The sequence below is a fragment of the Microbacterium sp. NPDC055910 genome, from assembly GCF_042271185.1.
Lineage (GTDB): Bacteria > Actinomycetota > Actinomycetes > Actinomycetales > Microbacteriaceae > Microbacterium.
The window spans coordinates 22,778-46,245 of sequence record NZ_JBHJZS010000019.1 but is presented as its reverse complement, the minus strand read 5'-3'; the positions used below and the strand labels follow the sequence as shown (position 1 = coordinate 46,245).

The 23,468-nt window shown below is 66.1% G+C and carries 21 protein-coding genes, 3 tRNA genes and 1 pseudogene; 14 read left to right on the top strand and 11 right to left on the bottom strand.

What is annotated here, in order from left to right; genetic code table 11:
• Nucleotides 1–198 precede the first annotated feature (198 nt).
• Complete coding sequence (gene trpS, locus ACFC3F_RS09565; RefSeq protein WP_330194026.1) at nt 199–1,233, top strand: tryptophan--tRNA ligase; 1,035 nt, start codon at nt 199–201, stop codon at nt 1,231–1,233.
• A 118-nt stretch (nt 1,234–1,351) separates the two neighbouring features.
• On the opposite strand, the gene ACFC3F_RS09560 is transcribed toward trpS, so the two are convergent.
• Nucleotides 1,352–2,017 carry a hypothetical protein gene (locus tag ACFC3F_RS09560; RefSeq protein WP_376128858.1) on the bottom strand — a complete coding sequence of 222 codons (666 nt, stop codon included), beginning with the start codon at nt 2,015–2,017 and terminating at the stop codon, nt 1,352–1,354.
• Nucleotides 2,018–2,117: 100 nt separating this feature from the next.
• Here ACFC3F_RS09560 and ACFC3F_RS09555 point away from each other — a divergent pair.
• The 5 genes and pseudogenes from ACFC3F_RS09555 to ACFC3F_RS09535 form a co-directional block, all read left to right on the top strand.
• A pseudogene (locus tag ACFC3F_RS09555) lies at nt 2,118–2,982 on the top strand (IS5 family transposase); the annotation flags it as partial.
• Nucleotides 2,983–3,164: 182 nt separating this feature from the next.
• A complete protein-coding gene (locus ACFC3F_RS09550; protein ID WP_167255895.1) occupies nt 3,165–3,539 on the top strand; it encodes a VOC family protein in 375 nt (124 codons plus the stop codon).
• 427 nt (nt 3,540–3,966) lie between these two features.
• Complete coding sequence (locus ACFC3F_RS09545; protein ID WP_376128857.1) at nt 3,967–4,557, top strand: hypothetical protein; 591 nt, start codon at nt 3,967–3,969, stop codon at nt 4,555–4,557.
• Nucleotides 4,554–5,096 (top strand): RNA polymerase sigma factor, encoded by a 543-nt coding sequence (locus tag ACFC3F_RS09540; RefSeq protein ID WP_376128855.1) that lies wholly within the window; start codon nt 4,554–4,556, stop codon nt 5,094–5,096. The genes ACFC3F_RS09545 and ACFC3F_RS09540 overlap by 4 nt, the downstream gene beginning before the upstream one ends.
• 239 nt (nt 5,097–5,335) lie before the next feature.
• The gene (locus ACFC3F_RS09535) at nt 5,336–5,647 is read left to right on the top strand and encodes a hypothetical protein (RefSeq protein ID WP_029153956.1); all 312 of its coding nucleotides are present in this window, start codon (nt 5,336–5,338) and stop codon (nt 5,645–5,647) included.
• A gap of 229 nt (nt 5,648–5,876) precedes the next feature.
• On the opposite strand, the gene ACFC3F_RS09530 is transcribed toward ACFC3F_RS09535, so the two are convergent.
• The 6 genes from ACFC3F_RS09530 to ACFC3F_RS09505 all read right to left on the bottom strand — a co-directional run bounded on the left by ACFC3F_RS09530 (nt 5,877) and on the right by ACFC3F_RS09505 (nt 11,960).
• Nucleotides 5,877–6,407, bottom strand: a complete 531-nt coding sequence (locus tag ACFC3F_RS09530) for a signal peptidase II (RefSeq protein WP_227991983.1) — start codon at nt 6,405–6,407, stop codon at nt 5,877–5,879.
• Complete coding sequence (locus ACFC3F_RS09525; RefSeq protein WP_187250588.1) at nt 6,404–7,015, bottom strand: cadmium resistance transporter; 612 nt, start codon at nt 7,013–7,015, stop codon at nt 6,404–6,406. The genes ACFC3F_RS09530 and ACFC3F_RS09525 overlap by 4 nt, the downstream gene beginning before the upstream one ends.
• On the bottom strand, nt 7,015–8,931 hold the full coding sequence (locus tag ACFC3F_RS09520; RefSeq protein WP_376128852.1) for a heavy metal translocating P-type ATPase: 1,917 nt from the start codon (nt 8,929–8,931) through the stop codon (nt 7,015–7,017). The genes ACFC3F_RS09525 and ACFC3F_RS09520 overlap by 1 nt, the downstream gene beginning before the upstream one ends.
• Complete coding sequence (locus ACFC3F_RS09515) at nt 8,928–9,287, bottom strand: metalloregulator ArsR/SmtB family transcription factor (protein WP_319031555.1); 360 nt, start codon at nt 9,285–9,287, stop codon at nt 8,928–8,930. Before ACFC3F_RS09515 ends, ACFC3F_RS09520 begins: the two co-directional genes overlap by 4 nt.
• 269 nt (nt 9,288–9,556) lie before the next feature.
• Complete coding sequence (locus tag ACFC3F_RS09510; RefSeq protein WP_376128850.1) at nt 9,557–10,078, bottom strand: hypothetical protein; 522 nt, start codon at nt 10,076–10,078, stop codon at nt 9,557–9,559.
• Between the two features lie 280 nt (nt 10,079–10,358).
• Nucleotides 10,359–11,960, bottom strand: a complete 1,602-nt coding sequence (locus tag ACFC3F_RS09505) for a hypothetical protein (protein ID WP_376128849.1) — start codon at nt 11,958–11,960, stop codon at nt 10,359–10,361.
• 359 nt (nt 11,961–12,319) lie between these two features.
• On the opposite strand from ACFC3F_RS09505, the gene ACFC3F_RS09500 reads away from it, so the two are divergent.
• Nucleotides 12,320–13,450: a tyrosine-type recombinase/integrase gene (locus ACFC3F_RS09500; RefSeq protein ID WP_376128847.1), complete on the top strand. Its 1,131-nt coding sequence runs from the start codon at nt 12,320–12,322 to the stop codon at nt 13,448–13,450.
• Between the two features lie 65 nt (nt 13,451–13,515).
• Here the strand turns inward: ACFC3F_RS09500 and ACFC3F_RS09495 are convergent.
• The 3 genes from ACFC3F_RS09495 to ACFC3F_RS09485 form a co-directional block, all read right to left on the bottom strand.
• A tRNA-Phe gene (locus tag ACFC3F_RS09495) sits at nt 13,516–13,588 on the bottom strand.
• A 69-nt stretch (nt 13,589–13,657) separates the two neighbouring features.
• Nucleotides 13,658–13,731 (bottom strand) — tRNA-Asp (locus ACFC3F_RS09490).
• A gap of 28 nt (nt 13,732–13,759) precedes the next feature.
• Nucleotides 13,760–13,832: transfer RNA gene (locus ACFC3F_RS09485), tRNA-Glu, on the bottom strand.
• 235 nt (nt 13,833–14,067) lie between these two features.
• On the opposite strand from ACFC3F_RS09485, the gene ACFC3F_RS09480 reads away from it, so the two are divergent.
• Nucleotides 14,068–15,435, top strand: a complete 1,368-nt coding sequence (locus ACFC3F_RS09480; protein WP_376128845.1) for a peptidoglycan DD-metalloendopeptidase family protein — start codon at nt 14,068–14,070, stop codon at nt 15,433–15,435.
• 342 nt (nt 15,436–15,777) lie between these two features.
• On the opposite strand, the gene ACFC3F_RS09475 is transcribed toward ACFC3F_RS09480, so the two are convergent.
• Nucleotides 15,778–16,311 carry an inorganic diphosphatase gene (locus ACFC3F_RS09475; protein ID WP_376128843.1) on the bottom strand — a complete coding sequence of 178 codons (534 nt, stop codon included), beginning with the start codon at nt 16,309–16,311 and terminating at the stop codon, nt 15,778–15,780.
• A gap of 65 nt (nt 16,312–16,376) precedes the next feature.
• On the opposite strand from ACFC3F_RS09475, the gene tilS reads away from it, so the two are divergent.
• The 6 genes from tilS to ACFC3F_RS09445 all read left to right on the top strand — a co-directional run bounded on the left by tilS (nt 16,377) and on the right by ACFC3F_RS09445 (nt 23,453).
• Nucleotides 16,377–17,408 carry a tRNA lysidine(34) synthetase TilS gene (gene tilS / locus ACFC3F_RS09470; protein WP_376128842.1) on the top strand — a complete coding sequence of 344 codons (1,032 nt, stop codon included), beginning with the start codon at nt 16,377–16,379 and terminating at the stop codon, nt 17,406–17,408.
• A gap of 193 nt (nt 17,409–17,601) precedes the next feature.
• Nucleotides 17,602–19,053, top strand: coding sequence for an iron-containing alcohol dehydrogenase (locus ACFC3F_RS09465; protein WP_376128840.1), 1,452 nt, complete (start codon nt 17,602–17,604; stop codon nt 19,051–19,053).
• Nucleotides 19,050–20,549: an FGGY-family carbohydrate kinase gene (locus ACFC3F_RS09460; RefSeq protein WP_376128838.1), complete on the top strand. Its 1,500-nt coding sequence runs from the start codon at nt 19,050–19,052 to the stop codon at nt 20,547–20,549. Before ACFC3F_RS09465 ends, ACFC3F_RS09460 begins: the two co-directional genes overlap by 4 nt.
• Complete coding sequence (locus ACFC3F_RS09455) at nt 20,542–21,396, top strand: HAD-IIA family hydrolase (RefSeq protein ID WP_376128837.1); 855 nt, start codon at nt 20,542–20,544, stop codon at nt 21,394–21,396. The genes ACFC3F_RS09460 and ACFC3F_RS09455 overlap by 8 nt, the downstream gene beginning before the upstream one ends.
• Nucleotides 21,397–21,450: 54 nt before the next feature.
• A complete protein-coding gene (locus ACFC3F_RS09450) occupies nt 21,451–22,434 on the top strand; it encodes a thiamine pyrophosphate-dependent dehydrogenase E1 component subunit alpha (protein WP_376128836.1) in 984 nt (327 codons plus the stop codon).
• Nucleotides 22,431–23,453, top strand: coding sequence for an alpha-ketoacid dehydrogenase subunit beta (locus ACFC3F_RS09445; protein WP_376128834.1), 1,023 nt, complete (start codon nt 22,431–22,433; stop codon nt 23,451–23,453). The genes ACFC3F_RS09450 and ACFC3F_RS09445 overlap by 4 nt, the downstream gene beginning before the upstream one ends.
• The last annotated feature ends 15 nt before the right edge of the window (nt 23,454–23,468 follow it).

Genomic DNA, 23,468 nt, shown 5'->3' with positions numbered 1-23,468 from the left:
CGCGCGGCATCTTCGCCATGGGGTAACCGCGTTCTTAGCGGCGACAAGCGGGTCACGCTATGCTCTTTCCATGCGTTTCGCCGTTTCGTCCTGGTGGTGGCTGCACAAGCAGCCGTAACGCACACGCGCGGGCTGCACGGCAGCCCGCGAAATTCGCGGTACTAACGTCCGTGTAGCTCCCTGAGTATCGGAGCAGACATGGACTCATTCACCGCCACCGCCGAACGCATGCCGGAGTTGCGCGCCTCAATCTCGGCGCACCCCGAGCATTATCGGGTCCTTACGGGCGAACGACCCACTGGACAGCTTCATCTCGGTCACTACTTCGGGACAATCAGAGAACGAGTGCGGCTGCAGATCGCCGGAGTTGAGACTTTCGTCATCCTGGCTGACTATCAGGTCATCACCGATCGAGAGTCTGCGGGCAACGTTCGTGAGAATGTCTACGGAGCGGTCCTTGATTATTTAGCAGCGGGCCTGGATTCACAATCGACAACGATCTTCACTCACTCAGCGGTACCGGCGCTCAATCAGCTTCTGCTCCCGTTTCTGAGCCTGGTCACGGAGGCCGAGTTGCATCGCAACCCGACGGTCAAGGCTGAGCTTTCAGCCTCAGGCCGCGCGCTGAGTGGGCTACTTCTCACCTACCCGGTCCACCAGGCTGCGGACATCCTTTTCTGCAAGGGCAACCTCGTGCCAGTAGGGAAAGACAACCTTCCGCATGTCGAGGTCACGCGAACGATCGCGCGCCGATTCAACGAACGATATGGCGAGGTCTTCCCAGAGCCAGTCGCGCTCATCACCGATGTGCCCGAGCTGCCGGGACTCGACGGCCGCAAGATGTCCAAAAGCTACGGCAATGCGATCGCACTAGGTATGACGGCGGACGAAACAGCAACAGTAATCAAACGTGCCCGCACCGATTCTGAACGCACCATTGCCTACGATCCCGAGAACCGGCCCGAGGTTGCTGGCCTTCTCTCAACAGCGGCGATCGTGCTCAGCCGAACTCCGGAGGACATCGCCGCCGAGATCGGAAGTGCTGGTGCGGGCGCGTTGAAGGAGTTCACGATCGAGGCGGTGAACGAGTTCTTGCGGGAACACCGAGCACGCCGCGCTGCCCTCACGTACGCCGACGCTGCAACGGCGCTCCGCGAGGGCAACGCCCGTGCCCAATCGATCGCACAGAGCACTCTCGACGAGGTACGAGCGGTGATGGGGATGCTGTACTGAACCGGCCGCGCCTCGAATCTGCTCGCCGTCCTCGGTGAGTCCCCGACCGGGCGCATGTGTCTCGTAACCTCCCTGTCGCATAACCCATGCGCTATGAGACGCCGAAGCTTCGAGACGATCAGATGAACGTGCTCAACGCGTGCCGGTAACTGTCGCTGTTCTCACGTGTTGCAGCGGTCAGGAGAAGTGCGTTGTCGTTGATTCTGCGCGTGAATTCACCCGAACAAGGAATGGTCACGATCTTCGTCAAGCCTGCACGCCAGGCCGGTATTAGCGCTGGTAGATCGCGCCGCTCGGGTTGGGCTTGGAGTTGCGTCGTCATCCCGGCCAGGTGCGCGTCCATTCCACGTTGGAACCAGGTGCTGTGCGATTCGTCGTCGAACGCACTGTCTCCAAAGTGGTCGCGCCAGTCGGGTCCCATTATTCGGTGGAGGAGATCGGCGCGTTCGGTCGAACCGTCCGCGGTGTTGTGAAGCTCGTCGAACAGTCGGGGGTCACTATGCTGACCCGCGTGCATCACGGCGGCGTGCCAGATGCCGGGCCACGCTACCGCCCATTCGTCGCGAGTTTTGGCGGTGACCGCAGAATCCTGAACGGTCGCAGGCGTGTCCAACAGCCGCGGAGGGAGGTCTTCACCTTGTGGCTGCAATTCATGCGCCTCCCGGATCCAGAGCAGCTCCAGGAGGGTGTTGGGCCGATCCTCAACGGTGATCGACATATCGTGCGGCCACGGGTTGCCCGGCATCGGTGCGCTGGATCTCATAGTCCCCACTTTCAGTTCCACCCATCCTTGCCGTCTCACGATCGCGAAGCAACGAACCGCAGAATCGACCTAGGCCGTGTTGATAAACGCCTTCGGGTGCCTCGTGGGCGAATCTTGAACCGTGTTGCGTGATGTGATCTCGGATGAGGCGTGGGCTGTGATCGGGCCGCTGTTCCCGACTGCGAAGTCGACGGGTCGGCCGCCGGTGGATCGGCGCACGGTGGTCGAGGCGATGGCGTGGCGGTTCCGGACCGGGGCACCGTGGCGGGACGTGCCGGAGCGGTTCGGGAACTGGAACACGATCTACAAGAACTTCAACCGGTGGTCCGAGCAGGGCGTGTGGGCGCGGGTGCTGGAGAAGACGCAGTCGCTCGCGCAGCAGTCCGGTGATCTGGATTGGGTCGCGTCGATCGACTCCACGATCGTGCGCGTGCATCAGCATGGTGCGACCCTTCCGCGCACCACGGGGGGCATTGTCGAACTACAAGAAGTTCGGTGACGAGCCGCCCGATCATGCGATCGGCCGCTCCCGTGGCGGGTTGACGACGAAGAATCACCTGGTCTGCGACGGGAAGGGACGCGCTCTCGCGTTCATCCTCACCCCGGGGCAGGCGGCGGACACCAGCATGCTGCCCGCGACGCTGCGCGAGATCCGCGTCCCCGGCGCGAGGGGTAGGCCACGGTCGAGGCCGGACCGGGTGCTCGCGGACAGGGGCTACCCATCGAAGGCGAACCGGGCCGGGCTGCGCGAGCGCGGGATCGCGGCGACGATCCCGGAGCGTGAGGATCAGATCGCTCACCGACGCAAGCGGCGCGGCCGGCCGATCGACTTCGGTGACGAGCAGCGGGCCCGCTACCGCGGCCGTAACGTCGTCGAGCGGTGCTTCAACAAGCTCAAGCAGTGGCGCGGGATAGCGATGCGCTCAGACAAGCTCGCCCGCAACTACCACGCCGGCCTCTGCCTCGCCGCCACTCTGCACTGGCTCGGCAGCATGTCGGCTCCGGAGCGCATCGAGGGAGATCAACTCGCGGTCACGGTATCCTTGTGAGCATGATGACCAGCCAGGCCCGCGTCGGCCGCTCCCAGAACGGCGATCTGGTCGTGCGCTGATCCGCGCTCCTCCTTGTGTGAGTGACCCAAACTCACCCACACGACACAAGGAGAATCATGACAGCACACTTCAACCACACAATCATCGCCTCGATCGACGCTGCCGAAATGGCGGAGTTCTATCGTGACCTGCTCGAAGCCGACGACGCGCCCGCATGGGGCCCGTTCGTCAACGTCCAGATCGCCGGCGGGGTATTGCTGCAGTTCGCAGCCCCGCCGATGGAGTTCCCGCCGCAGCACTACGCATTTCTCCTCGAAGACCCGCACTTCGACCGTGCATACGCCAAGATCACTGACTACGGCTTCGATCACTGGGCAGACCCCCAGCGCTCCAAGCCCGGAGAGATCAACCACGAGCACGGCGGTCGAGGCGTCTACCTCCTCGATCCCTCAGGGCACTATCTCGAGCTGATCACCCAGCCGTACCTCTGACCCGCAGCGGGCGCGACGGAACATTCGCTCCGCCCACCCTGATGCTGACCGGGGGCGGGGCCGGCTCGAAACCCCGGCCCCGGTTTAGCAACACGGCCTAGTCCCGAAGCCGACACTTGTGTCTCGCAACCGACCTGTCGCATAAGGCATGGGTTGCGCGACACGACCTCTCAATCTGCCGGAAACCCTTGCCGTTTGATGGTTGTGACGACCGTTTGCGGCAGGCGTTCCGAGCCTTCGCGTTGGCTCGCGCCGTAAACGATCGTTTCTGGCAGGCGCCTGACTCATTCTGTCGTGTCGGCGATCCGATCCTTCCTCGCTGGCTCCGTGGCGCTATTCCGATAGCGGAAACGGAACCTCTCGTGGACAGTCGCACGTTCTGCGGACATGTACTGGGTAAAGCTTCTCTCAGAAAGGCGTCACCCTCATGAACGACCTCGATCTTGAAACCCGGCTGCGTGCCGCAGCACCGCCCGTGTCCAGTCCGATGGGGCTGGGAAGCCACACCACCCGCATCCTGCAGGAGGGCCGTGCACGACGGGCGCGTCGAATGCGCGTCTGGGCCGCAGGCGTTGCAGCGTCGGCCGTGATTGTCGGAGGTGGAACGGTAGCCGTCGCCGGCAATGGGATGCAGACACCTTGGGGCTGGACAGCGGACAACGTGTACCAGTTCCCCGGCTCGAACGGACAAACGTGCTTCGCCGGACTCCTAGTAAAGCCGGACGGTGTTGCCGATGATGCGGAAGTAGTCGTGGTCGCCCGCGAGTTCGTCGCCAGTCTCGACCTTGAAGCCCTTGACACCTCAGCAGCGACCGCAGAGTTTGAAGCGGAAAACGACCAGCCCTTCGACGATGGCACACCGGGCATCGCGCACTATACGGCAGAGGACATCGCGCAGTCGGCGATGCATCAGACGGTCGCGGAGCTTCTTTTCGAGGAGTTGGAGGACCGGGGACTGTCGACTTCGCAGGAGGAGGGTTCTGTGAGCCTCTTCAGCCAGACTCAAGGATGCCAGTGACCAGCAGGAGTGAGGCGGCGGTGATCGACGCACTGGTTCGAGACAATGCGGACGATCTGCTTCGATACTTCCAGCGCCGCCTCCTGAACGATTCCGACGCCGCTGAGTCTCTGGGTGAGCTACTGTTCACCGCCTGGAAGCTGCGGCGGCGAGTGCCCGCCGACCCGACACAGGGACGGATGTGGCTATTCACCACGGCCCACAACATCCTGCGGAGCTCCCGCCGCACGTTGGCACGTCGGTCCGCGGCGGTTGAACGCCTCGCGAACGACATGCGCCTTACGAGCACCCACACGCGGGACGACGCCGCTATCGAAGTCCGCGACGCAATCAACCGTTTGCCGGATGAGGACGCCGAACTCGTCCGGCTGATCTTCTGGGATGGGCTTGCCTCCCACGAAGCAGCCGCGGTTCTCGGAATCAACGCATCCACTGCCCGGTCCCGGCTCTCACGCGCAAAGCAACAACTGCGAGTAGCGCTGGAAGAAGACGAGCGCGAGGCCAAAGGAGTCATCGATGTACGAACCGCGCCCGTCTGATCTGAACCTGCCGGCCACTGAGCCGATCCCAATAGCAATGCCACAAGTGGCCGCCGACCCCGGCACCGTTGAGTGAGGCGTGAACTGGTGATCGCCGCCGAAAACGTCTGCCACTTCGCGGTTGTGACGACCGTTTGCGGCAGGCATTCTGCGCCCTGGCGCTGTCTCTCGCCGTAAACGATCGTTTTCGGTGGTAGCCCGGGCACGACATCAACAGCGAAGTCGAGGATGATTGAGTCGTGGAGATTGAGCTGCTTTATATCGCTGGTTGCCCCAGCTGGGTTGAGGCTGGCCGTCGTGTTTCTGAGGCGCTACGAGAAACAGGCCACGACGAATCGGAGGTTCACTACCGACTCATCCGGACGGAGGAGGACGCGGGCGCAGTCTCGTTCGCGGGCTCCCCCACGATCACCCTGGATGGCAACGATCTCTTTCCGGGGTCGGGGCGAAGCAATGACCTCGCCTGCCGTATTTACAGCACCCCTGCTGGGCTGGCCGGGATGCCAACGGTTGAACAGATTCGAGAGGCGCTCTCCGCTCATGGCGACTGACGAGGACGTTGCATGCACGTGCTGCGGGCGACATTTGCCACGCAAGAAGCTGCACTCACTCGGAGACGATCGCGCTTTCATCTGTCGACGATGCGGCTGGTGGGTGGCTCTGCGCCTACATCGCGACCGCCCGCCTGCCTAGGCGTGAACTCACTCAACGGCTGCCGACGGCGATCACGCCGAGGTAGAGGGCGAGTTGATGGGTGTCCCACCACCGCGCAACGGAATCTCACTCGGTGCTCTCATCCCCGTCGCGGATCATGAAAACTGCTCCGGTGATCGCTGCGGCGAAGATCACGATGTCGGCGATGTTGCCGATGAACCAGTTTCCGTAGGCGAGGAAGTCCACGACGTGACCCCGGGCGAATCCGGGGTCGCGGAAAAGGCGGTCGCCTGCGTGTGAGGCGGCAGCGCCGCCGAGCGCGCCGATGACGATCGCCCATCCCACGCGTTGCACTCGGAACGCGAACACGATCGCTGTGACCGTGGCGGCGACAGCGAGCAGCGCGAACACCCAGGTGAAGCCTTCCCCGAACGAGAATGCCGCTCCGGGGTTATAGGCGAGCTGCAAACCCAGCAGGTCACCGATCAGCGGGATGCGCTCACGCTCGGTGAGGGTCGCTTCGGCCCACACCTTCGTTCCCTGATCAATCAGCACGACAACCACGGCGATCAAGAGCGCTCCACCAGTGAGCTGCCGCCGCGTCGACGACAGCTTGCGCGCAGCGGGCGGATGAGCCTCTGCCTGGGAGAAGGTCATGCGAGCACCTCGAGCAGACGGACGATGACCCCAGATTCGATCAGGATGAACAGGCCCAGACCGATGAACACGGCCGGTACGAGCCAGTGCTCGACGCGCTCCAGCCCCTCCGTGACAGCCTTGTTGGTGCCGATCAGGCGGCCGGCCGCGCACCAGACCGCGACGAGGATCAGGAACACGACGATCATGATCGCGACGTCGCTGGGGGCGCTGGTGCGGAAGATCGGTGTGTAGAGGGAGATGTTGTCGGCCCCGTTGGCGATCGTGATCCCTGCGACGCCCCATAGTCCGACGGCGGTGATCTTGGAGTCATCATCATCATCGTCATCGCCGTTACGGCGCAGGCCGCGAATGAGCGTCCAGATGCCGATGCCGAGCGGGATGAGTCCGAGGAAACCGACCCATTCGTCCGGGACGATGGTGAGACCGAGAGCGGCGATCACGCTGATCACCACGAGGGTGATGAACCCGAGATACTGGCCCGCGACGATCTGCCACGGCCGGGGCTTCCCTCGACTGGAAGCGAGGAACAGCACGGTAAGCACGACAATGTCGTCGATGTTAGTTGCCGCGAACAGGCCGATCGCTGAACCGATGGTCGCGAGCATCAGCTTTCCAGTCGTGGCGTGCGGGTGCGTGCGGCACGCAGGCCGTTAAGGATCACGATGACCTCCGCGACCTCATGGACCAGGACGACAGCCGCCAGCCCCAGGACCCCGAACAGTGCCAGCGGGAGCAGTGCGGTAATGATCAGCAGTGACAGGATGATGTTCTGGTTGATGATCCGTCGACCGCGGCGGGCGTGATCGAACGCCCGCGGGATCAGGCGCAGATCATGACCGGTGAAGGCCACGTCGGCGGACTCGATCGCTGCGTCGGATCCGGTCGCGCCCATCGCGATGCCGATGTCCGCGGACGCGAGGGCCGGGGCATCGTTGATGCCGTCGCCGATCATCGCGACCGGCCCCGCCTTCGACAGTTCCCCGATCGCGGTCGCCTTATCCTCAGGACGCAGTTCCGCACGCACGTCGCTGATCCCGGCCTGCGCGGCCAGTGCACGAGCGGTGCGGGCGTTGTCGCCGGTGAGCATCGTCACGCCGACGCCTTGGTTGCTGAGTGTTCGGACAACCTCGGGGACTTCCGGGCGCAGTTCGTCGCGGACGCCGATCGCGGCGACGGGGGTTCCGTCGCGGTGGACGATGACGACGGTCATGCCCTGCTCTTCCAACTCCGCAACCCGCTCCGCGAGGTCGCCGGCGTCCATCCAGCGGGGACTGCCGACGGTGATTCTCGATCCGTCGACGGTGCCGACAATGCCGTGCCCGGCCTGCTCGGTCACATCTGCAGCTGCGGGAGTCCCCGGCGCCGCGGCAGTGATCGCTGAGGCGAGAGGGTGCGTGCTGTGCTGCTCCAGCGCGGCCGCCCATGCCAGCGCCTGCGCTTCGGTCACGCCGTTCGCCGTGAGCACCGCGGTGACCGCGGGCTCGTTGCGGGTGAGGGTGCCGGTCTTGTCGACCGCGACGTGTCGGACCGTGCCGAAGCGCTCGAAAACGGCGCCGGACTTGATGATCACGCCGAACTTGCTCGCCGCACCGATCGCGGCGACGACCGTCAGCGGTACCGAGATCGCCAGCGCACACGGAGAAGCGGCGACCAACACGACAAGCGCGCGGGTGATCCACACCTCCGGGTCACCCAGCAGCGACCCAATGATCGCGACGAGCGCAGCGAGAACCAAAACTCCGGGCACCAGCGGGCGGGCGATCCGGTCCGCCAGACGGGCACGCTCGCCCTTCTCCGTCTGCGCTTTCTCTACCAGCTCCACAATCGTCGTGAGCGAATTGTCGGTGCCCGCAGCAGTCGCCTCGACCTCCAGGGCGCCGGCGCTGTTGATCGCACCGGCCGACACCGCATCGCCGGGCTCGACCTCGACGGGGATGGACTCCCCGGTGATCGCGGAAGTGTCCAGGCTGGAGCGGCCAGAGCGCACGATCCCGTCGGTCGCGATCCGCTCACCCGGGCGGACCACCATGATCTGGCCGACCGTCAACTCTCTCGCCGGCACCTGCGCGGAGATACCGCCCTGCAGCACTGTCGCTGTCTCCGGCACGAGCTTCAGCAGTGCCCGCAGGCCACCGCGGGCACGGTCCATTGCCTTGTCCTCGAGCGCCTCAGCAATCGAGTACAAGAACGCCAGAGCTGCAGCCTCCTCCACGTACCCGAGGATGACGGCACCGATCGCGCTGATCGTCATCAACAGCCCGATGCCGAGCTTGCCCTTGAACAGCTTCCGGAGCGCACCCGGAGTGAACGTCGACGCACCCAGCAGCAGACCGACCCAAAACAGCACCAATGCCGGGATCTCGAGCCCAGACCACTCGAAGATCAGACCGGCCAGGAACGCAACGCCGGAGAACACCGGCACCATCACCCCGCGGTCTCTCCACCACGGCCGCTCGGCCTCTTCTATCTCTTCGCCCGCCGTCGCGGCAGGCTCGTGCTCGCAGCCACACGCCGCGCTCACGCGTCAGCCCCCGTCCCACAACAGCCAGCCACCGTGCACGATGAATCCACGCAGGGCGCGTGCTCATCGACCGCCAGCGTCACGTCCACAAGCGCGACGAGCGCAGCCGCAAGATGCGGGTCGGCGATCTCGTAACGAGTCTGGCGACCCTCCGGCTCCGCAACGACGATCCCGCAGTCTCGCAGACAGGTGAGATGATTCGACACGTTCGACCGTGTCAGCTCCAGCTCACGAGAGAGCACAGCCGGGTAGCTCGGTCCACCGAGCAGAGACATTAGGATTCGGGAACGCGTGGGATCGGCCATGGCCCGGCCGAGCCGGTTCATGACATCGAGGCGTGAGGCAATAGTCAGCACACACTGAACTATACAGTGATTGATGACCTATCGGAACGGCTTCACCCCAGTCCACATCTCTGGGGCCTGGGTGTAAGCACATCCGGCTCACACCCCACCGAATACGTCTACTGAAACCCGCTTACGGCGCACGTTTCTGGCATTCGATCTGGTGTGCCTTCACTCACCACGCCGCAAACGATCGATTCCGGCGGGTGCAGACCGATCAGCCCCACGCCATGCCTCGTCGAGGGCACGTTTGACGAGCCAGCAAGGGGCGAGGTCGACGGTTACTGTTGCGGAGAGCCCGGCGGCAACGACCAGAGGTAAGCGATCGCCAGATCAGCGACCTGACCTTTCACGCCCAGGATGCGTTCACCGTCGACAACGCGCGCGCGGAGTGCCGCTAGTTCTACCGGCCCGTCCTCGAACTTCCAATCTCGGGCGTCGAGCGTGTACTTCGAGTGGTCTTCGCCGAAGTACAGCCAGTGAGAGTGCACAAGATCGTGCCTGATTTCGCGGAACGAGGCAACGGTGTCTAGCCATTGGCTAACAAACTCTTGCTCTTCGGTCGCCCAGCCGCGACGTTGCATCAGACTTCGAATCGCCTTGAGCTTCTTGTCGAAGTACCTAGTCTTCTCATCGGAGTACTCCCAACCATCGAGGTCGGGTTGGTAGTGGTAGTGGCGGAGGTAGTGCAGAAACCACCAGACGCTCTTCTCAAGTGCGCTCGAGGTGACGGCAATCTTTCCGATGCAGAAGTAGAAGTCGATGCTTACCGGGAGTTCACTCGTTTCGGAGGAAGTAGTCATACTCGACCGTATCGAGGTCAACAACGAGTAGTCGGCTCTTGCCGACCCCGCTAGACGAGCAGAAGCCTGCCGTCCCGTCCCCTCCGGGGCGCCCACCGCGCAGCTGGCCGCTCGTCCCGACGCTGCGCGTTGCACGAACTCGTATTGAAACCGGGTTCCGATATGGCCGAGAGTCCCGGTCCGCGGTCGCACATACGCTGGTCCTTCTCCCGTGAACGATCGTTTCCGGATGGAATCCTGTTAGGTCACAGGAGCGTCTACCACTCGCGACTGGGCGCATCTAAGCGATTCTTGCAAGAATGCTGGGTAGATCGAGGATCGCGCGACGTATGGCGCGATAGTCGTCGTCCGGTACCTCAACCTCGCCCATGACGGTCGAGAACTCGTCACTGTCGTCTCCGCCGAGCAGGCCTTGCGGCGCGGACGTCGTGCCGAGCAGATGGACATAGCAACCGTAGTCGATCTGGAGAACATCGTACCTCTCGCCAGGCTTGTCCTTGCCGGACCATCCGCGCTTGATGATGTGGAGAATGCGCTCGTCCACGAGTCGTTGGATGAGAGGGTGCTCCGTCTGATCCTGTTTGATCAAGAATGCTCGCGCCTTGCGGCCGGAGATCACGTCGTTCAGGATGCGGTCGAGCAGGGCACGGGCGGTCGGAATGCCGTTGAGTTTAGATGCTTTAGTCGTCGTGTAGAGCTGCGACGCAGCTTCACGAACATGCGTCACACCGATCTTTGACCCACTTGCCCGAAGTCCGGCGCGTCCTACGATACTGAGCGCGTCACGGGGCACACCCTCAGCCGCGCGGATGACCTCCTGCAGCGCCGTAACTTGGGTAAAGAGAGAGCCAATTAGGTCCGCTTCAGACTCTGGCGGCTCCTCGTCCATGCTACTCAGTGCGGTTGATATGTGACGAAACAGCAGTGCCCTGAAGAAGGACAACGAGCGCTCGGTCTGTTCCTCACGGCTCCGCGCGGGGAAAACTACGAACTCGTCGAGGTCTAACAGCGGAAACAACTCGGCACCGATCTCCGCGCCGACGTAGCTGCCGCGTTCGCCAACGATGCGCCATTCAGAGCGGTGCGGGATGGCGGCAATGCGCACCGTCACCTTGGGGATGCCGAAGAACAGCTTCCGGAGCATCTCGGCGAGGTAAGGCTGGAGGTCGATAGGAACGCCGCTCCACTCGTCGATGAGTAGCCAAAACCGCCTAGCCGTATCCTCTTCAATGGCGGAGCGCATCGCCCGTGTGACGCCGCCGAAGTGGATCCGGTGTCGGATCACGCCCGTCTGTCGGGTTCGGGCCCCGTCTTCGCGGCCCGTCTCGTTCGTCGAGCTCGCACCAACTTTCAGTTTCGGCAACCCTCCCGGGGTCCACTCAGTCCCGGCGTCGACGGTCGATCCTTTAGCCGACCGATCAGTTCGGGTGTTCTCGTGCTCGGTCTCCTGGGCGATTAGTACCTCCTGGAAGTGATCGAGCATCCGATCGAGTACATCGATCTGCACTTTGATGTTGCCCGCGAATGCGGCTTCTAGCAGTTGTGTGTGAACGATGCTCAGCACGTCGACAACAAGGCGGGTCGCCCTTTCGCTGATGCTGAGGTTGGGGTCTGCATAGCGCCCCTCAGTGGAGCCGACGTCTTGCTCCATGTCGATGTAGACAACCCTGTTACCCTTGGTTCGCTCGGTTTCGGAGACGTATTTCAGTGCGTGAGTCTTGCCCGTACCCCGGCGTCCAAAGATGATTCCGTTGTCCCTCTGACCAAGGGCGGCGGTTAGCGAATCGACCTCAACGTATGTAGCGAGCACGTCGTTCTCGCTAACGAGCTCGGCGCGTTTCTCAACCTCTTGTAGCGCTCGAAGCAACGTCCTCGTATCCATATTGTGCCTCTCGCTGTGGTTCCGCCGCGGTCGCCGGGTGTCTCTTGAACTCTCTCACGAAGGCCTGGTTGTGCGGGGGAGCGCCGAGGGTTCGCGTTCCACTATTTCAGCCACGAGCAGGCTCTAGGTGACAAGGCCAGGATGGCTTCTGGCTTCTGGCTTCTGGCTTCTGGCTTCTGGCTTCTGGCTTCTGGCTTCCGGCTTCTGGCTTCTGGCGTCGAGAGCGAGAAGTGTGTGAGGGGTGTAGCGATTGAGTAGCGCCCTATCTTGCCCGCGGTTGCAACGATGTGGCGGCGTAGCGCCCGTAGCGGGTGAATGCGTCGAGCGCGTGAGCGTCGGTGGTTCGTGATCCTCTTGGAGTGGAGGTCGTCATGGGATCAGTGGAATCGTACGAGACGGCGCGAGGACGGCGATATCGGGTGAGGTATCGGCGTCCTGACCGGACGCAGACGACGAAGCGTGGCTTCAGCACGAAGCGCGAGGCGGACAACTACCTCGCAACGGTCGAGGTGTCAAAGATGCGCGGGGAGTGGCTCGACCCATCCCGCTCAAAGGTGAGCGTCGCAGACGTCGCCGGGGAGTGGATCGCCGGCCAGGTGCAGATCAAGCCGAGTACGCTCTCGGGATACCGATACACGCTTGACCGGCACATTCTGCCGACGTGGGGGAGTCGCCGGCTCGTCGAGATCGGGCATGGCGAGGTGCAGGCGTGGATCACGACCCTGGCGGAGGGACTGGCTCCGTCGACTGTGCGCCAGATCTACTTCGTTCTCGCGGCCCTCATGAAGTACTCCGTGAGGGATGGTCGGATCAATCGCGACCCGACCGATGGTGTGCAGATGCCGCGGAAGCGCGCTACCGACCGTGGGTACCTTTCCCATGACCAGGTGGCGTCTCTCGCGCGGGAGTGTGATGGACACGCGGATCTCATCGCCTTCCTCGCCTATACCGGGCTCCGGTGGGGAGAGATGGCTGCGCTAAAGGTCTCGTCGATCGACTTCTCCCGTAGGCGCGTCGATGTGAAGGAAGCTCTGACCGACGTGCGCGGAACATTAGTTCGCGGAACACCGAAGACGCATGAGCGCCGCTCTGTGCCCTTCCCTGCGTTCCTAGAGCCTCCGATGCGGGCAAGAGCCGCAGGGAAACAACCCCAGGAGTCGCTGTTCGTCTCTAGTCGTGGCCTGGAGATGCGCAACGGCAACTTCCGCAAGCGGGTGTTTCTCCCGGCGCTCAAGCGTCTTCAGGAGCGTGACGCGCGCTTCCCGACAGTGACAGTGCATGATCTGCGCCACACGGCCGCGTCGCTCGCGATCTCAGCAGGCGCAAACGTGAAAGCTGTGCAGCGAATGCTGGGCCACGCATCGGCCGCGATGACCCTCGACGTGTATGCCGACCTCTTCGACGATGATCTTGACGATGTGGCAGGTCGTCTCGACGATGCGGCTCAGCAGGGCGTGGCCAAAATGTGGTCAAGTCCTTCGCCGGGGTAAGGCAAAACCCCCGCCATGTAGAAGCTAGGCGAGGGTTTCTGGGGTGATTGTAACGATCACCCTTGTGGCTCCGACGGGCGTCGATCCCGTGACCTCACGATTTTCAGTCGTGCGCTCTACCAACTGAGCTACAGAGCCGAGTGGCATCCGAGAATGTCACTCCTGAGACGAAAGGCCCTCTCGTAAGAAAGGGCCCGTCGCTCAGAGCGACCCTGACGGGACTTGAACCCGCGACCTCCGCCGTGACAGGGCGGCACGCTAACCAACTGCGCTACAGGGCCATGCGTATTGAATTGTATGCGGAGTATGTGACCCCAACGGGATTCGAACCCGTGCTACCGCCGTGAAAGGGCGGCGTCCTAGGCCGCTAAACGATGGGGCCGAATGAACCTTGGACCGTTCAGACCCGCCGTTCACTTACCGACGCTCAAGCATACGAGATGATTCGGCAATGTGCCAATCGAAGGCGTGCCGTCACGGTCGCAGGGGGCGGGGAGGCGAGACTTGCCCGTGCGCGGCACAGATCCGACCGGCAGGCTGGGGTGCGGCATCCCCGTTGCGTCTGTGAATGATGTTGCTAGTGTGAACGAGGTTGTTTCTCTCGGCAGGAGGTTGCGGTGAACCCCGAGCAGGCCCACGACGAGTGCGGCTGCGCGCCCTCCGAGTCGGAGCGGCGCCGTCTGTGGCCGTCGCTCAGCCGGCGCTCCGCGCTCGGCCTCGGCGTGCTCGGCGCGGCCATCGTCGGCGGTCTTGCCGGACCCCTCGTCGCTCCCGCGTTCGCCGCGTCGTATCCCACGTGGGACGAAGTGCAGCGCGCCAAGGCCAACGAAGCGGCGAAGGCCGCGCAGGTCGCCAAGATCGAGAGCCTCATCTCGTCGCTCACCACAGAGGTGGCGCGCAAGAACGCCCTCGCCGAGCAGGCCGCCGACGAGTACTTCGTCGCGCAGCAGGAGTACCTCGAAGCCGCCTACCGTGTGGAGCAGCTGCAGGCCGAAGCCGATGCGCAGGCGGGTGTCGCGAAGGATGCCGCCGACAAGGCCGGCCGCGTCGCCGCTCAGCTGTACCGCAACGGCGGTGACGACACCTCGCTCGAACTGTTCTTCGCGGGCTCCGCAGCGTCCGCCGACGACCTCCTGGCTCGCCTCGGCACGATGGACAAGCTGCTCGAGCGCAACAACGACGTGTACGCGCAGGCCATCACGGCCCGCGACGCAGCACAGGGCATCAGCGACCAGGCCGAGATCCAGCGGCAGGAGCGCGATCGGCTGCAGGTGATCGCGGAAGAGAAGATGGCCGCCGCGCAGAAAGCCGCTGACGCGGCCGCGGCCGCCCTCGCCGAGCAGGAGCAGTACCTCGGCACGCTCGAGGCGCAGCTCGCCGCTCTCAAGGACAAGACCAGCAAGACGGTCGCGCAGTACGAAGAAGGCGAGCGGATCCGCAAGGAAGCCGAACGCCGCGCCGCCGAAGAAGCCGCCCGCAAGGCCAGGGAAGAGGCCGCCGCGATCGGTGGCGGCGGCGGTGGTGGCGGCGGCGGTGGTGGCGGCGGCGGCGGTGGCGGTGGTGCCGTCGGCGGCAGCGGTTGGGCGCGACCGTCGAACGGGCGCTTCACCTCGGGGTACGGTCCCCGCACGGGTCAATGCGGCCCGCAGGGCTGTGCGAGCACGTGGCACCTCGGAACCGACATGGCCGCAGGCTGCGGAGCAGGCATCTACGCCGCTTCGGCCGGCACGGTCTCGATGGCGCAGGTCTACAGCGGGTACGGCAACTACATCCGCATCGAGCACGGTGGCGGCATCGCCACCGGCTACGCGCACGCGGCGCAGCTGCTCGTCGGCCGCGGGCAGTGGGTCAACGCGGGGCAGCTCATCGCGCTCGAGGGCATGACCGGTCGGTCCTTCGGCTGCCACCTGCACTTCGAGGTCTACACCCCCGGCGGCACGACCAACCCGCAGAACTTCATGTCTGCCCGCGGCATCTGGCTCTGACCCCGGCCCCGGCCCCGGCCCCGCTCCCGTGCGCCCCGGCGCACTCCCGCCCCGTGCCTTGTGCCGCCGCCCTCTCGTTGACTTGCGTCCTATGTCGGCGACGCGCCGGGCGCCGCGCGCACAAGGCGCAAGTCGGGCCCGGGGAGGGCGGGAGGGGTGCCGCCGCCCTCTCCTTGACTTGCGTCCTATGTCGGCGACGCGCCGGGCGCCGCGCGCACAAGGCGCAAGTCGAGCCCGGGGGAGGGTGAGTGTGATCACACCCCGGAAACTGACTTGCGCCCTATGCTGACGACGCGCCGGGAGGCGCGGACATAGGGCGCAAGTGACCTCGAGGAGTGCGCGTCAGAGCGTGTTGGGCGCGACGCCCTCACCCTGGGTCTTGGTCTGGCCCTCGTGCTCGGCGAAGCGTTCGAACGCCTCGGACACGAGACGCTCGGCTTCGGCGGCGCCGGCCCAGTCGTCGACCTTGACCCACTTGTTGGGCTCGAGGTCCTTGTAGTGCTCGAAGAAGTGCGAGATCTCGTTCTTGGTCCACTCGTCGATGTCGTCGACGTCCTGGATGTGGGCCCAGCGCGGGTCCTTCGCGAGCACCGCGACGACCTTGTCGTCGCCGCCGGCCTCGTCGCTCATCTTGAGCACGGCGACGGGGCGCACGCTCGCGAGGATGCCGGGATACAGGTCGCGGTCGAGCAGCACGAGCACGTCGAGCGGGTCGCCGTCCTCACCGAGGGTGTTCTCGAAGAAGCCGTAGTTCGTGGGGTAGCCGAACACCGTATAGAGGATGCGGTCGAGGAAGACGCGGCCCGTGCCGTGGTCGACCTCGTACTTGACGCGGCTGCCCCGCGGGATCTCGATGACGGCGTCGTACGCGCCCATGCTTGTGCTCCTAGAGTCAGGGAAAAGGCCGCGACCAGCCTAGTCGCGAGGGTCCGCGGCGCAGAATGTGCACGCGGCTGCGCGGGTACCGTGGTGAGGTGACCGACCACAGACCGGGCCTGCACCCCGCCGTCGCCGACGTTCGCCGGGCCGTACGCGGCGCACTCGCGGCCGTGCCCGACGGCTCGGCCGTCGTCGTGGGGCTCTCCGGCGGGGCTGATTCGCTCGCGCTCGCCGCCGCGACGGCGTTCGAGGCCGCAGCGCGCGGGATCCGGGCCACGGCGGTCATCGTCGACCACGGGCTGCAAGAGGGATCGGGCGACGTCGCCGCCGCGGCGGCGGGTCAGGCCGAACGCCTCGGCCTGCGCGCACGTGTCGTGCGCGTCGAGGTGGGCGCCGACGGGGGGCCCGAGGCCGCGGCGCGCACCGCGCGCTACGACGCGCTGCGGGAAGCGGCATCCGAGCTCGGTGCCGGGGCGGTCCTCGTCGGGCACACCCGCGACGATCAGGCCGAGACCGTGCTGCTCGGGCTCGCGCGCGGCTCGGGGACCGCGAGCCTGCGGGGGATGGCGGTCAGCTCCGACCTCGGCGGGCTCTTGCTGCTCAGGCCTCTTCTCGGTCTGGCACGCGCGACGACGCGTGCCGCGTGCGAGGCGGAGGGGCTTCCCGTGTGGGACGACCCCCACAACGACGACCCTCGCTACGCCCGGATCCGCGTGCGCGAGACGGTGCTGCCGATGCTCGAACGCGAACTGGGCCCGGGGATCGCCGACGCCCTCGCCCGCACCGCCGCCCAGCTGCGCGAGGACTCCGAGGCGTTCGACGAGATGATCGCCGAGACGATCGAGGACATCGTCGAGCACGCCGAAGCCGGTATCGCCGTGTCCGTCGCGGCGCTCGCGGCCAACCCGGCGGCGCTGCGGCACCGCATCATCCGGCACGTCGTGGCCAGCGAGTTCCACGAGAGCCTGACGCGGGCGCAGACCCTCGAGGTCGCCCGGCTCGTGACCGACTGGTCGGGGCAAGGCCCGCTCGACCTTCCCGGCTGCACCGCGCGCCGCGAGGGCAGCCGCATCGTCTTCGCCGCGCGTATCTGACCGCCCCGGCTCCGCTGCGCCGGGTCTCCCCGGCGGATTCTCGCCGCCCGCGGTGGCGGCTGCGCGGCGACCCGCGGCAGCGGTCTTGACACCCGTGAGAGCCCCGACCTACACTCGCTGACACGCTCTCCATTCATAAGCTGAATGAATATGCAAAAGCGCGGCACGCGGTTCGACGGTGAAAGCAGGGTCCATGGGTGCGTTCTCGGAGATCGACGATCCGACCGATCTGGCGGCTATTCGATCGGCGATCGCGGCGGGGGAGCGGCCCGAGGCCCTGACGGAGCTCGGACTGAAGCGTCTTGTGATCGAAGACGACGCCTCGGCGCACGCGGCCGTCGAGATGGCGGGGCTCTTGCGCGACGGCGTCGCGCGGACCGACCGCCCGGTCGTGGCTGTGCTCGTCGACGCGACGCCGATCCTGTCGGACGGTCAGCCGCTCAAGCCCCGTGTGATCGAGCAGCTTTCACGCGAGTTCGAGGTGGCCGAGGTCGTCCTCGGCCAGCCGGGGCACCTGCACGTCGACGACGACGTGCTGCGGGTCGCGATCGATGCGGTGCGCGGTGCAGACGGCATCGTCTCGGTCGGCTCGGGCACGATCTCCGACATCGCCAAACTCGCGTCGGCGGGCGCTGGTGACCTGCCGCTCGTGATCGTCCAGACGGCGGCGTCGGTCGACGGCTACACCGACAACGTGTCGGTCGTGTTGCGCGCCGGTGCCAAGCGCACGATCGACTCCCGCTGGCCCGACGTCGTGCTCGCCGACACCACCGTCATCCGAACGGCGCCGCGCGAGCTCAACGCTGCGGGCTTCGGGGAGCTGCAGTCGCTCTTCACAGCCCCGGCCGACTGGTGGCTCGCCTCGCAGGTAGGCACCGACGCTAGCTTCCACACGACGCCTCGCGATCTGCTGCAGGAGTTCGCAGGCGATCCCGCCGATTGGGGCGCCGGGCTTGGCTCGGGTGCCCCTAGCGCCGTCGAGCAGCTCACACGCGTGCTCGCGATCCGCGGCATCGGCACGGGCATTGCCGGCTCGACCGCGTGCCTCTCCGGCGTTGAGCACCTCGTCAGCCACATGCTCGACATGCGCGCCGTCGCGACCGGCCGCGACGTAGGCCTGCACGGTGCGCAGGTCGGCGTCGCCTCCGTGGTCGCCGCGAGCGCCTGGGAGCACTTGCTCGACCAGATCCGCGCGGGGCGCGACATCACGGCACCCGGTGACGATGCACACGCCCGCGTGCTCCAGGCCTTTGCCGTGTGCGATCCGACCGGCGCTCTGGGCGCGGAGTGCTGGGAGGACTACTCCGCCAAGCGCGCCGCGTGGGCCGCCGCCGGCGACGCGCCGCTGCGGCTGCTCGACGATGCAGACGCGCTCACAGAACGGCTCGGCGGCATGCTGCCTGACCGGCGGGCGCTCGCGTCCGCCCTCGCGGTCGGTGAAGCGCCGCTGCGCGTCTCGGATCTCGGCGACTGGGTCACCTCCGACGTCTGGCGCTGGGCCGTCGCGAACTGCCTGTACATGCGCAACCGCGTGACGGTCATCGATCTGCTCGCCGAGGCAGGCTGGTGGGCCGAGAATGACGTCGCCGCCGTGATCGCCCGTGCCGAGGACGCCGTCGCGGAGGCCTCCGGAGCCACGCCGTGACCGACCTCGTGCTCGCCGTCGACTGTTCGACCACGGGTGCGAAGTGCATCGCGTGGGATCTCGACGGCCATGCGGTCGCGAGCGGTCGCAGCGAGCTGCCGCTGTCGATCCCGCATCCAGGCTGGGGTGAGCAGGATCCGCGCGACTGGTGGGATGCCACGGCCTCGGCCATCCGCGAATGCGTCGGACGGATCGACCCCGACCGCGTGAGGGCGCTCGCCGTGACGCACCAGCGCGAGAGCTTCGCGTGCATCGACGCGGAGGGCGAGGCGCTGCGCCCCGCGATGCTGTGGCTGGATGCGCGCGCGGGCGCGCAGGTCGACCGCTTCGGGTCTGCGCGCATCCACGAGCTCACGGGCAAGCCCCCGAACCCTACGCCCGCCCTCTACAAGCTGCTGTGGCTCGCCGAGCACGAGCCGGCAACGCTCGCCCGGACGGCGAAGGTCGTCGACGTGCACGGCTACCTCGTGCACCGCCTCACTGGGCGGTGGGCGACCTCAACGGCGAGCGCCGACCCGCTCGGGCTCATGGACTTCGTGAAGGGCTCCTACTCGCCCGAGGTGCTCGAGCTCGTCGGGCTCACGGAGGACCGTCTCGCCGACCTCGTGCCGCCCGGCGACCCGATCGGCACGCTGACGCCGAGCGCCGCCGACGAGCTCGGGCTCGCAGCATCCGTCGTCATCGTCTCGGGGTCGGGCGACGGCCAGTCTGCAGGTCTGGGCGCCGGCGTCACGGCACCCGGGGACGCCTACCTCAATCTCGGCACGGGGCTCATCTCGGGCATCTTCAGCCCCACGTACCGTCCGCGCCTGTCGCACCGCTCCATGGCCGGAGCAATTGCGGGAAGCGTCAACAACGAGCTCTTCGTGGGGGCGGGCACGTTCCTGGTGTCGTGGTTCCTCAACGAGATCGCGGCGGGCGAGCCCGATGGCGTTCCGCGCGAGCAGTACTGGCAGGCGCGGGCCGCCGACATCGCACCCGGTGCTGAGGGGCTCTTCGTCGTCCCTTATTGGAACGGTCAGCTCACGCCACTGTGGGACCACCGCGCGCGCGGTGTGATGATCGGTTTCGGCGGCGTCCACACGCGTGCGCACATTTACCGCGCCGTGCTCGAGGGGATCGCCTTCGAGCTGCGCTGGTGCCTCGAGCACGCCGAGCCTCACTTCGACGAGCGCGTGCGCGAGTTCGTCGCGATGGGCGGGGGTGCACGCAGCCCACTGTGGTGCCAGATCTTCGCCGACGTGCTGGGTCGGCCGCTCGTGCTCGCGGGACATGACGAGGCGACGGCGCTCGGGGTGGGGATCCTCGCCGCAGCGGGCGCGGGCCTGCACGCGAACGTGACGGATGCCGCGGCGCACATGACGCGCCGAGGGCACCGGTACGAACCCGACCCCGCGGCCGTCCGCCGCTACGACGCGCTGTACGGGGTTTATCGCGAGGTCTACCCCGCCGTTCGACCGCTCTTTCCTGCCATCGAGGAGGTGGTCGATGTCTGACATCGACGCGCTGCGCCGCCGCCCCGAGGGTTGGTTCGACGCCTACCTGTTCGACCTCGACGGCACCGTCTATCTCGGCGACGAGCTGCTGCCGGGTGCGCGCGACCTTCTCGATGAGCTGCGCGACCGCGGGGCGCGGCGGGTGTTCCTCTCGAACAACCCGACGCGCGACCCCGAGATGTACCTCGACAAGCTCACGCGCCTCGGCATCGCCGTCGAGCCCGCAGAGATCGTCAACACCGTCGTCAGCACGGTCGGGTGGCTACATGCGCAGCATCCGGGCGCCGTCGTCTATCCGATCGCCGAGGCGCCCCTCGTTCGTGCGCTCGCCGCGGCGGGCATCCAAATGAGCGACGATCCTGCCCAGATCGACATCGTCATCGCGAGCTACGATCGGTCCTTCGACTACCGCAAGTTGCAGACGGCGTTTGACGCGCTGTGGCAACACGGTCGTGCGATCCTCATCACGACGAACCCCGATCGATACTGCCCGTTTCCCGGCGGACGAGGAGAGCCCGATGCTGCGGGCATCGTCGCAGCCCTCGAGGCGACGACCGGAGTGCGGTGCTCGGCGAATATGGGCAAGCCCGGCCGGATCATGATCGACGCCGTCAGGGGCATGCTCGGCCCGGAGGTGGAGCGCGTCGTCATGGTGGGCGACCGCCTCGAAACCGACGTGCGGATGGGGATCGAAGCCGGTATCGGCACGGCCCTCGTGCTGACGGGCGACTCGCAGCTCGCCGATGTCGATCGCTGCGATCCGGGCCTTCGGCCGCAGTTCATCCTCGACCGTATCGACGAGCTCGTGCCCGTTCCGGCGCTTGCACGTCCGCAGATCGCGCCGTAGAATACCCATACACACGCAGAATAGATATTCCCACGACGGAGAGAAGGTCGACCGATGGACGGTTTGTCCGACGAGTTCCTGCTCGAGATGCAGCGCAGGATGTTGCGCATCCGCGCGTTCGATGAGCGCGCCTCCAAGATGGTCAAGCGCGGGCACATCCCCGGCACCGTGCACACCTCGATCGGCCAGGAAGCGCAGGTCGTCGGCGCCACGATGGCCCTGCGCGACGGCGACTACATGACGGGGAATCATCGCAGCCACGGACACCCCATCGGCAAGGGTTCGCCGCTCGGGCCACTCATGGCCGAGCTGCAGGGCAAAGCCACCGGCGTCTGCAAGGGCAAGGGCGGGTCACTCCACCTCGCCGACTTCGCCGTCGGCAGCCTTGGGGAGTCGGGCATCGTCGGCTCGTCGATCCCGATCGCGATGGGCGCCGCTCTGTCGTCGCAGGTTCTCGGCCGCGACTCGGTCGCGCTCGCCTTCTTCGGTGACGGCGCCGCCAATCAGGGGGTGCTCTACGAATCGATGAACATGTCCGGCGTGTGGAAGCTCCCCGTGATCTTCCTCTGCGAGAACAACCAGTACGCTCTGTCGACCCCCGCGCACACCGTCACGAGCGGCGTCATCGCCGACCGCGCCGCCGGCTTCGGGATGCCCGGTGTCCGCGTCGAAGAGGGCCAGGACGTACTCGCGGTGTATGCAGCTGTCGCGAGCGCCGTGGAGCGCGCGCGCAGCGGCGGCGGTCCGACGCTCGTCGAGGTCGTCACCTACCGCTACAACGAGCACTCCGAGGGACTGCGCCTGGGCACTGACTACCGCCCCGCCGACGAGCGCGAGGCCTGGCTCAAGAAGGATCCGCTCGTGCTCTTCCGCGAGCACCTCGTTGCGAACGGCCACACCGCCGAGGCGATGGACGCCCTCGAGGCCGACGTCATCGCCGAGGTCGACGAGGCCGTCCGGTTCTCGGAGGAAAGCCCCTACCCCGACCCTTCGGTCGCCTTCGAAGACCTCTACACCGAGACGGAGTACGCAGCATGAGCGTCATGAGCTTCCTCGGCGCGATCGGCGCCGCCCAGCGCGAGGCGATGGACGCCGACGAGCGCGTCATCATCATCGGCGAAGACGTCGAGGCCAACGTCTACGGCACGACGGGCGGTGGGAAATCCCGGGCTGAGACGGGTGACTTCGTCCAGATGTACGGGCGCAACCGCATCCGGAATACCCCCATCTCCGAGGAGGGCATCGTCGGTGCCGCGGCGGGTGCCGCCATGACCGGGCTGCGCCCGATCGTCGACCTGTCGTACTCGAGCTTCCTCTACATGGCGATGGACCAGCTCGTGAATCAGGTCGCCAAGAACCGCTACATGTTCGGCGGTCAGGCATCGATGCCCGCAGTCTTCCGTTCTGCGATGTTCTACGGGCTCAACACCGGCGCCCACCACTCCGACCGGCCATACCCGATGTTCATGAACGTCCCGGGACTGAAGATCATGGTGCCTTCGCGTCCCACCGACGCGAAGGGTCTTCTGCGCACCGCGATCGACATGGACGATCCGGTCCTCACCTTCGAAGCCTGCATCCTGTGGGGCAGCAAGGAGGAGGTTCCCGACGAGGAGTTCCAGATCCCGTTCGGTGTCGCCCGCACGGCACGCGAGGGGACCGACGTGACGATCGTCGCGATCTCGAGCTCGGTGCCCGAAGCGCTCGCCGCGGCCGAGCAGCTCGCTGCCGAAGGAGTGTCGGCCGAGGTCATCGACCCGCGCACCCTCGTTCCGCTGGACCGCGACGCGATCCTGCGCTCGGTGGCAAAGACCGGTCGCCTCGTCATCGCCGAGCCCGCGCACCGCACGTGCGGCGCCGCCGCCGAGATCAGCGCGATCGCCTCGGAAGAGGTCTTCGACGCCCTCCGTGCGCCGATCGTGCGCCTCACCGCGCCCGACATGCAGATCCCCTTCAGCCCCGCGCTGGAGAAGCAGATGTATCCCAATAAGGACGGGATCGCCGCCGCCGTGCGCCGTGTCACCGGCCTGACCGCGCCCGCGCTCGCGGACGCCTGAGCGACGAACGACAAG

Bases quoted from the DNA above. Each gene is read 5' to 3' on its own strand.
- ACFC3F_RS09455 (WP_376128837.1), top strand. From the start codon at position 20,542: ATGTCTGACATCGACGCGCTGCGCCGCCGCCCCGAGGGTTGGTTCGAC.
- ACFC3F_RS09545 (WP_376128857.1), top strand. From the start codon at position 3,967: ATGAACGACCTCGATCTTGAAACCCGGCTGCGTGCCGCAGCACCGCCC.
- ACFC3F_RS09550 (WP_167255895.1), top strand. From the start codon at position 3,165: ATGACAGCACACTTCAACCACACAATCATCGCCTCGATCGACGCTGCC.
- ACFC3F_RS09530 (WP_227991983.1), bottom strand. From the start codon at position 6,407: ATGACCTTCTCCCAGGCAGAGGCTCATCCGCCCGCTGCGCGCAAGCTG.
- tilS (WP_376128842.1), top strand. From the start codon at position 16,377: ATGTGCACGCGGCTGCGCGGGTACCGTGGTGAGGTGACCGACCACAGA.
- ACFC3F_RS09445 (WP_376128834.1), top strand. From the start codon at position 22,431: ATGAGCGTCATGAGCTTCCTCGGCGCGATCGGCGCCGCCCAGCGCGAG.
- ACFC3F_RS09465 (WP_376128840.1), top strand. From the start codon at position 17,602: ATGGGTGCGTTCTCGGAGATCGACGATCCGACCGATCTGGCGGCTATT.
- ACFC3F_RS09505 (WP_376128849.1), bottom strand. From the start codon at position 11,960: ATGGATACGAGGACGTTGCTTCGAGCGCTACAAGAGGTTGAGAAACGC.
- ACFC3F_RS09450 (WP_376128836.1), top strand. From the start codon at position 21,451: ATGGACGGTTTGTCCGACGAGTTCCTGCTCGAGATGCAGCGCAGGATG.
- ACFC3F_RS09525 (WP_187250588.1), bottom strand. From the start codon at position 7,015: ATGCTCGCGACCATCGGTTCAGCGATCGGCCTGTTCGCGGCAACTAAC.
- trpS (WP_330194026.1), top strand. From the start codon at position 199: ATGGACTCATTCACCGCCACCGCCGAACGCATGCCGGAGTTGCGCGCC.
- ACFC3F_RS09510 (WP_376128850.1), bottom strand. From the start codon at position 10,078: ATGACTACTTCCTCCGAAACGAGTGAACTCCCGGTAAGCATCGACTTC.
- ACFC3F_RS09475 (WP_376128843.1), bottom strand. From the start codon at position 16,311: ATGGGCGCGTACGACGCCGTCATCGAGATCCCGCGGGGCAGCCGCGTC.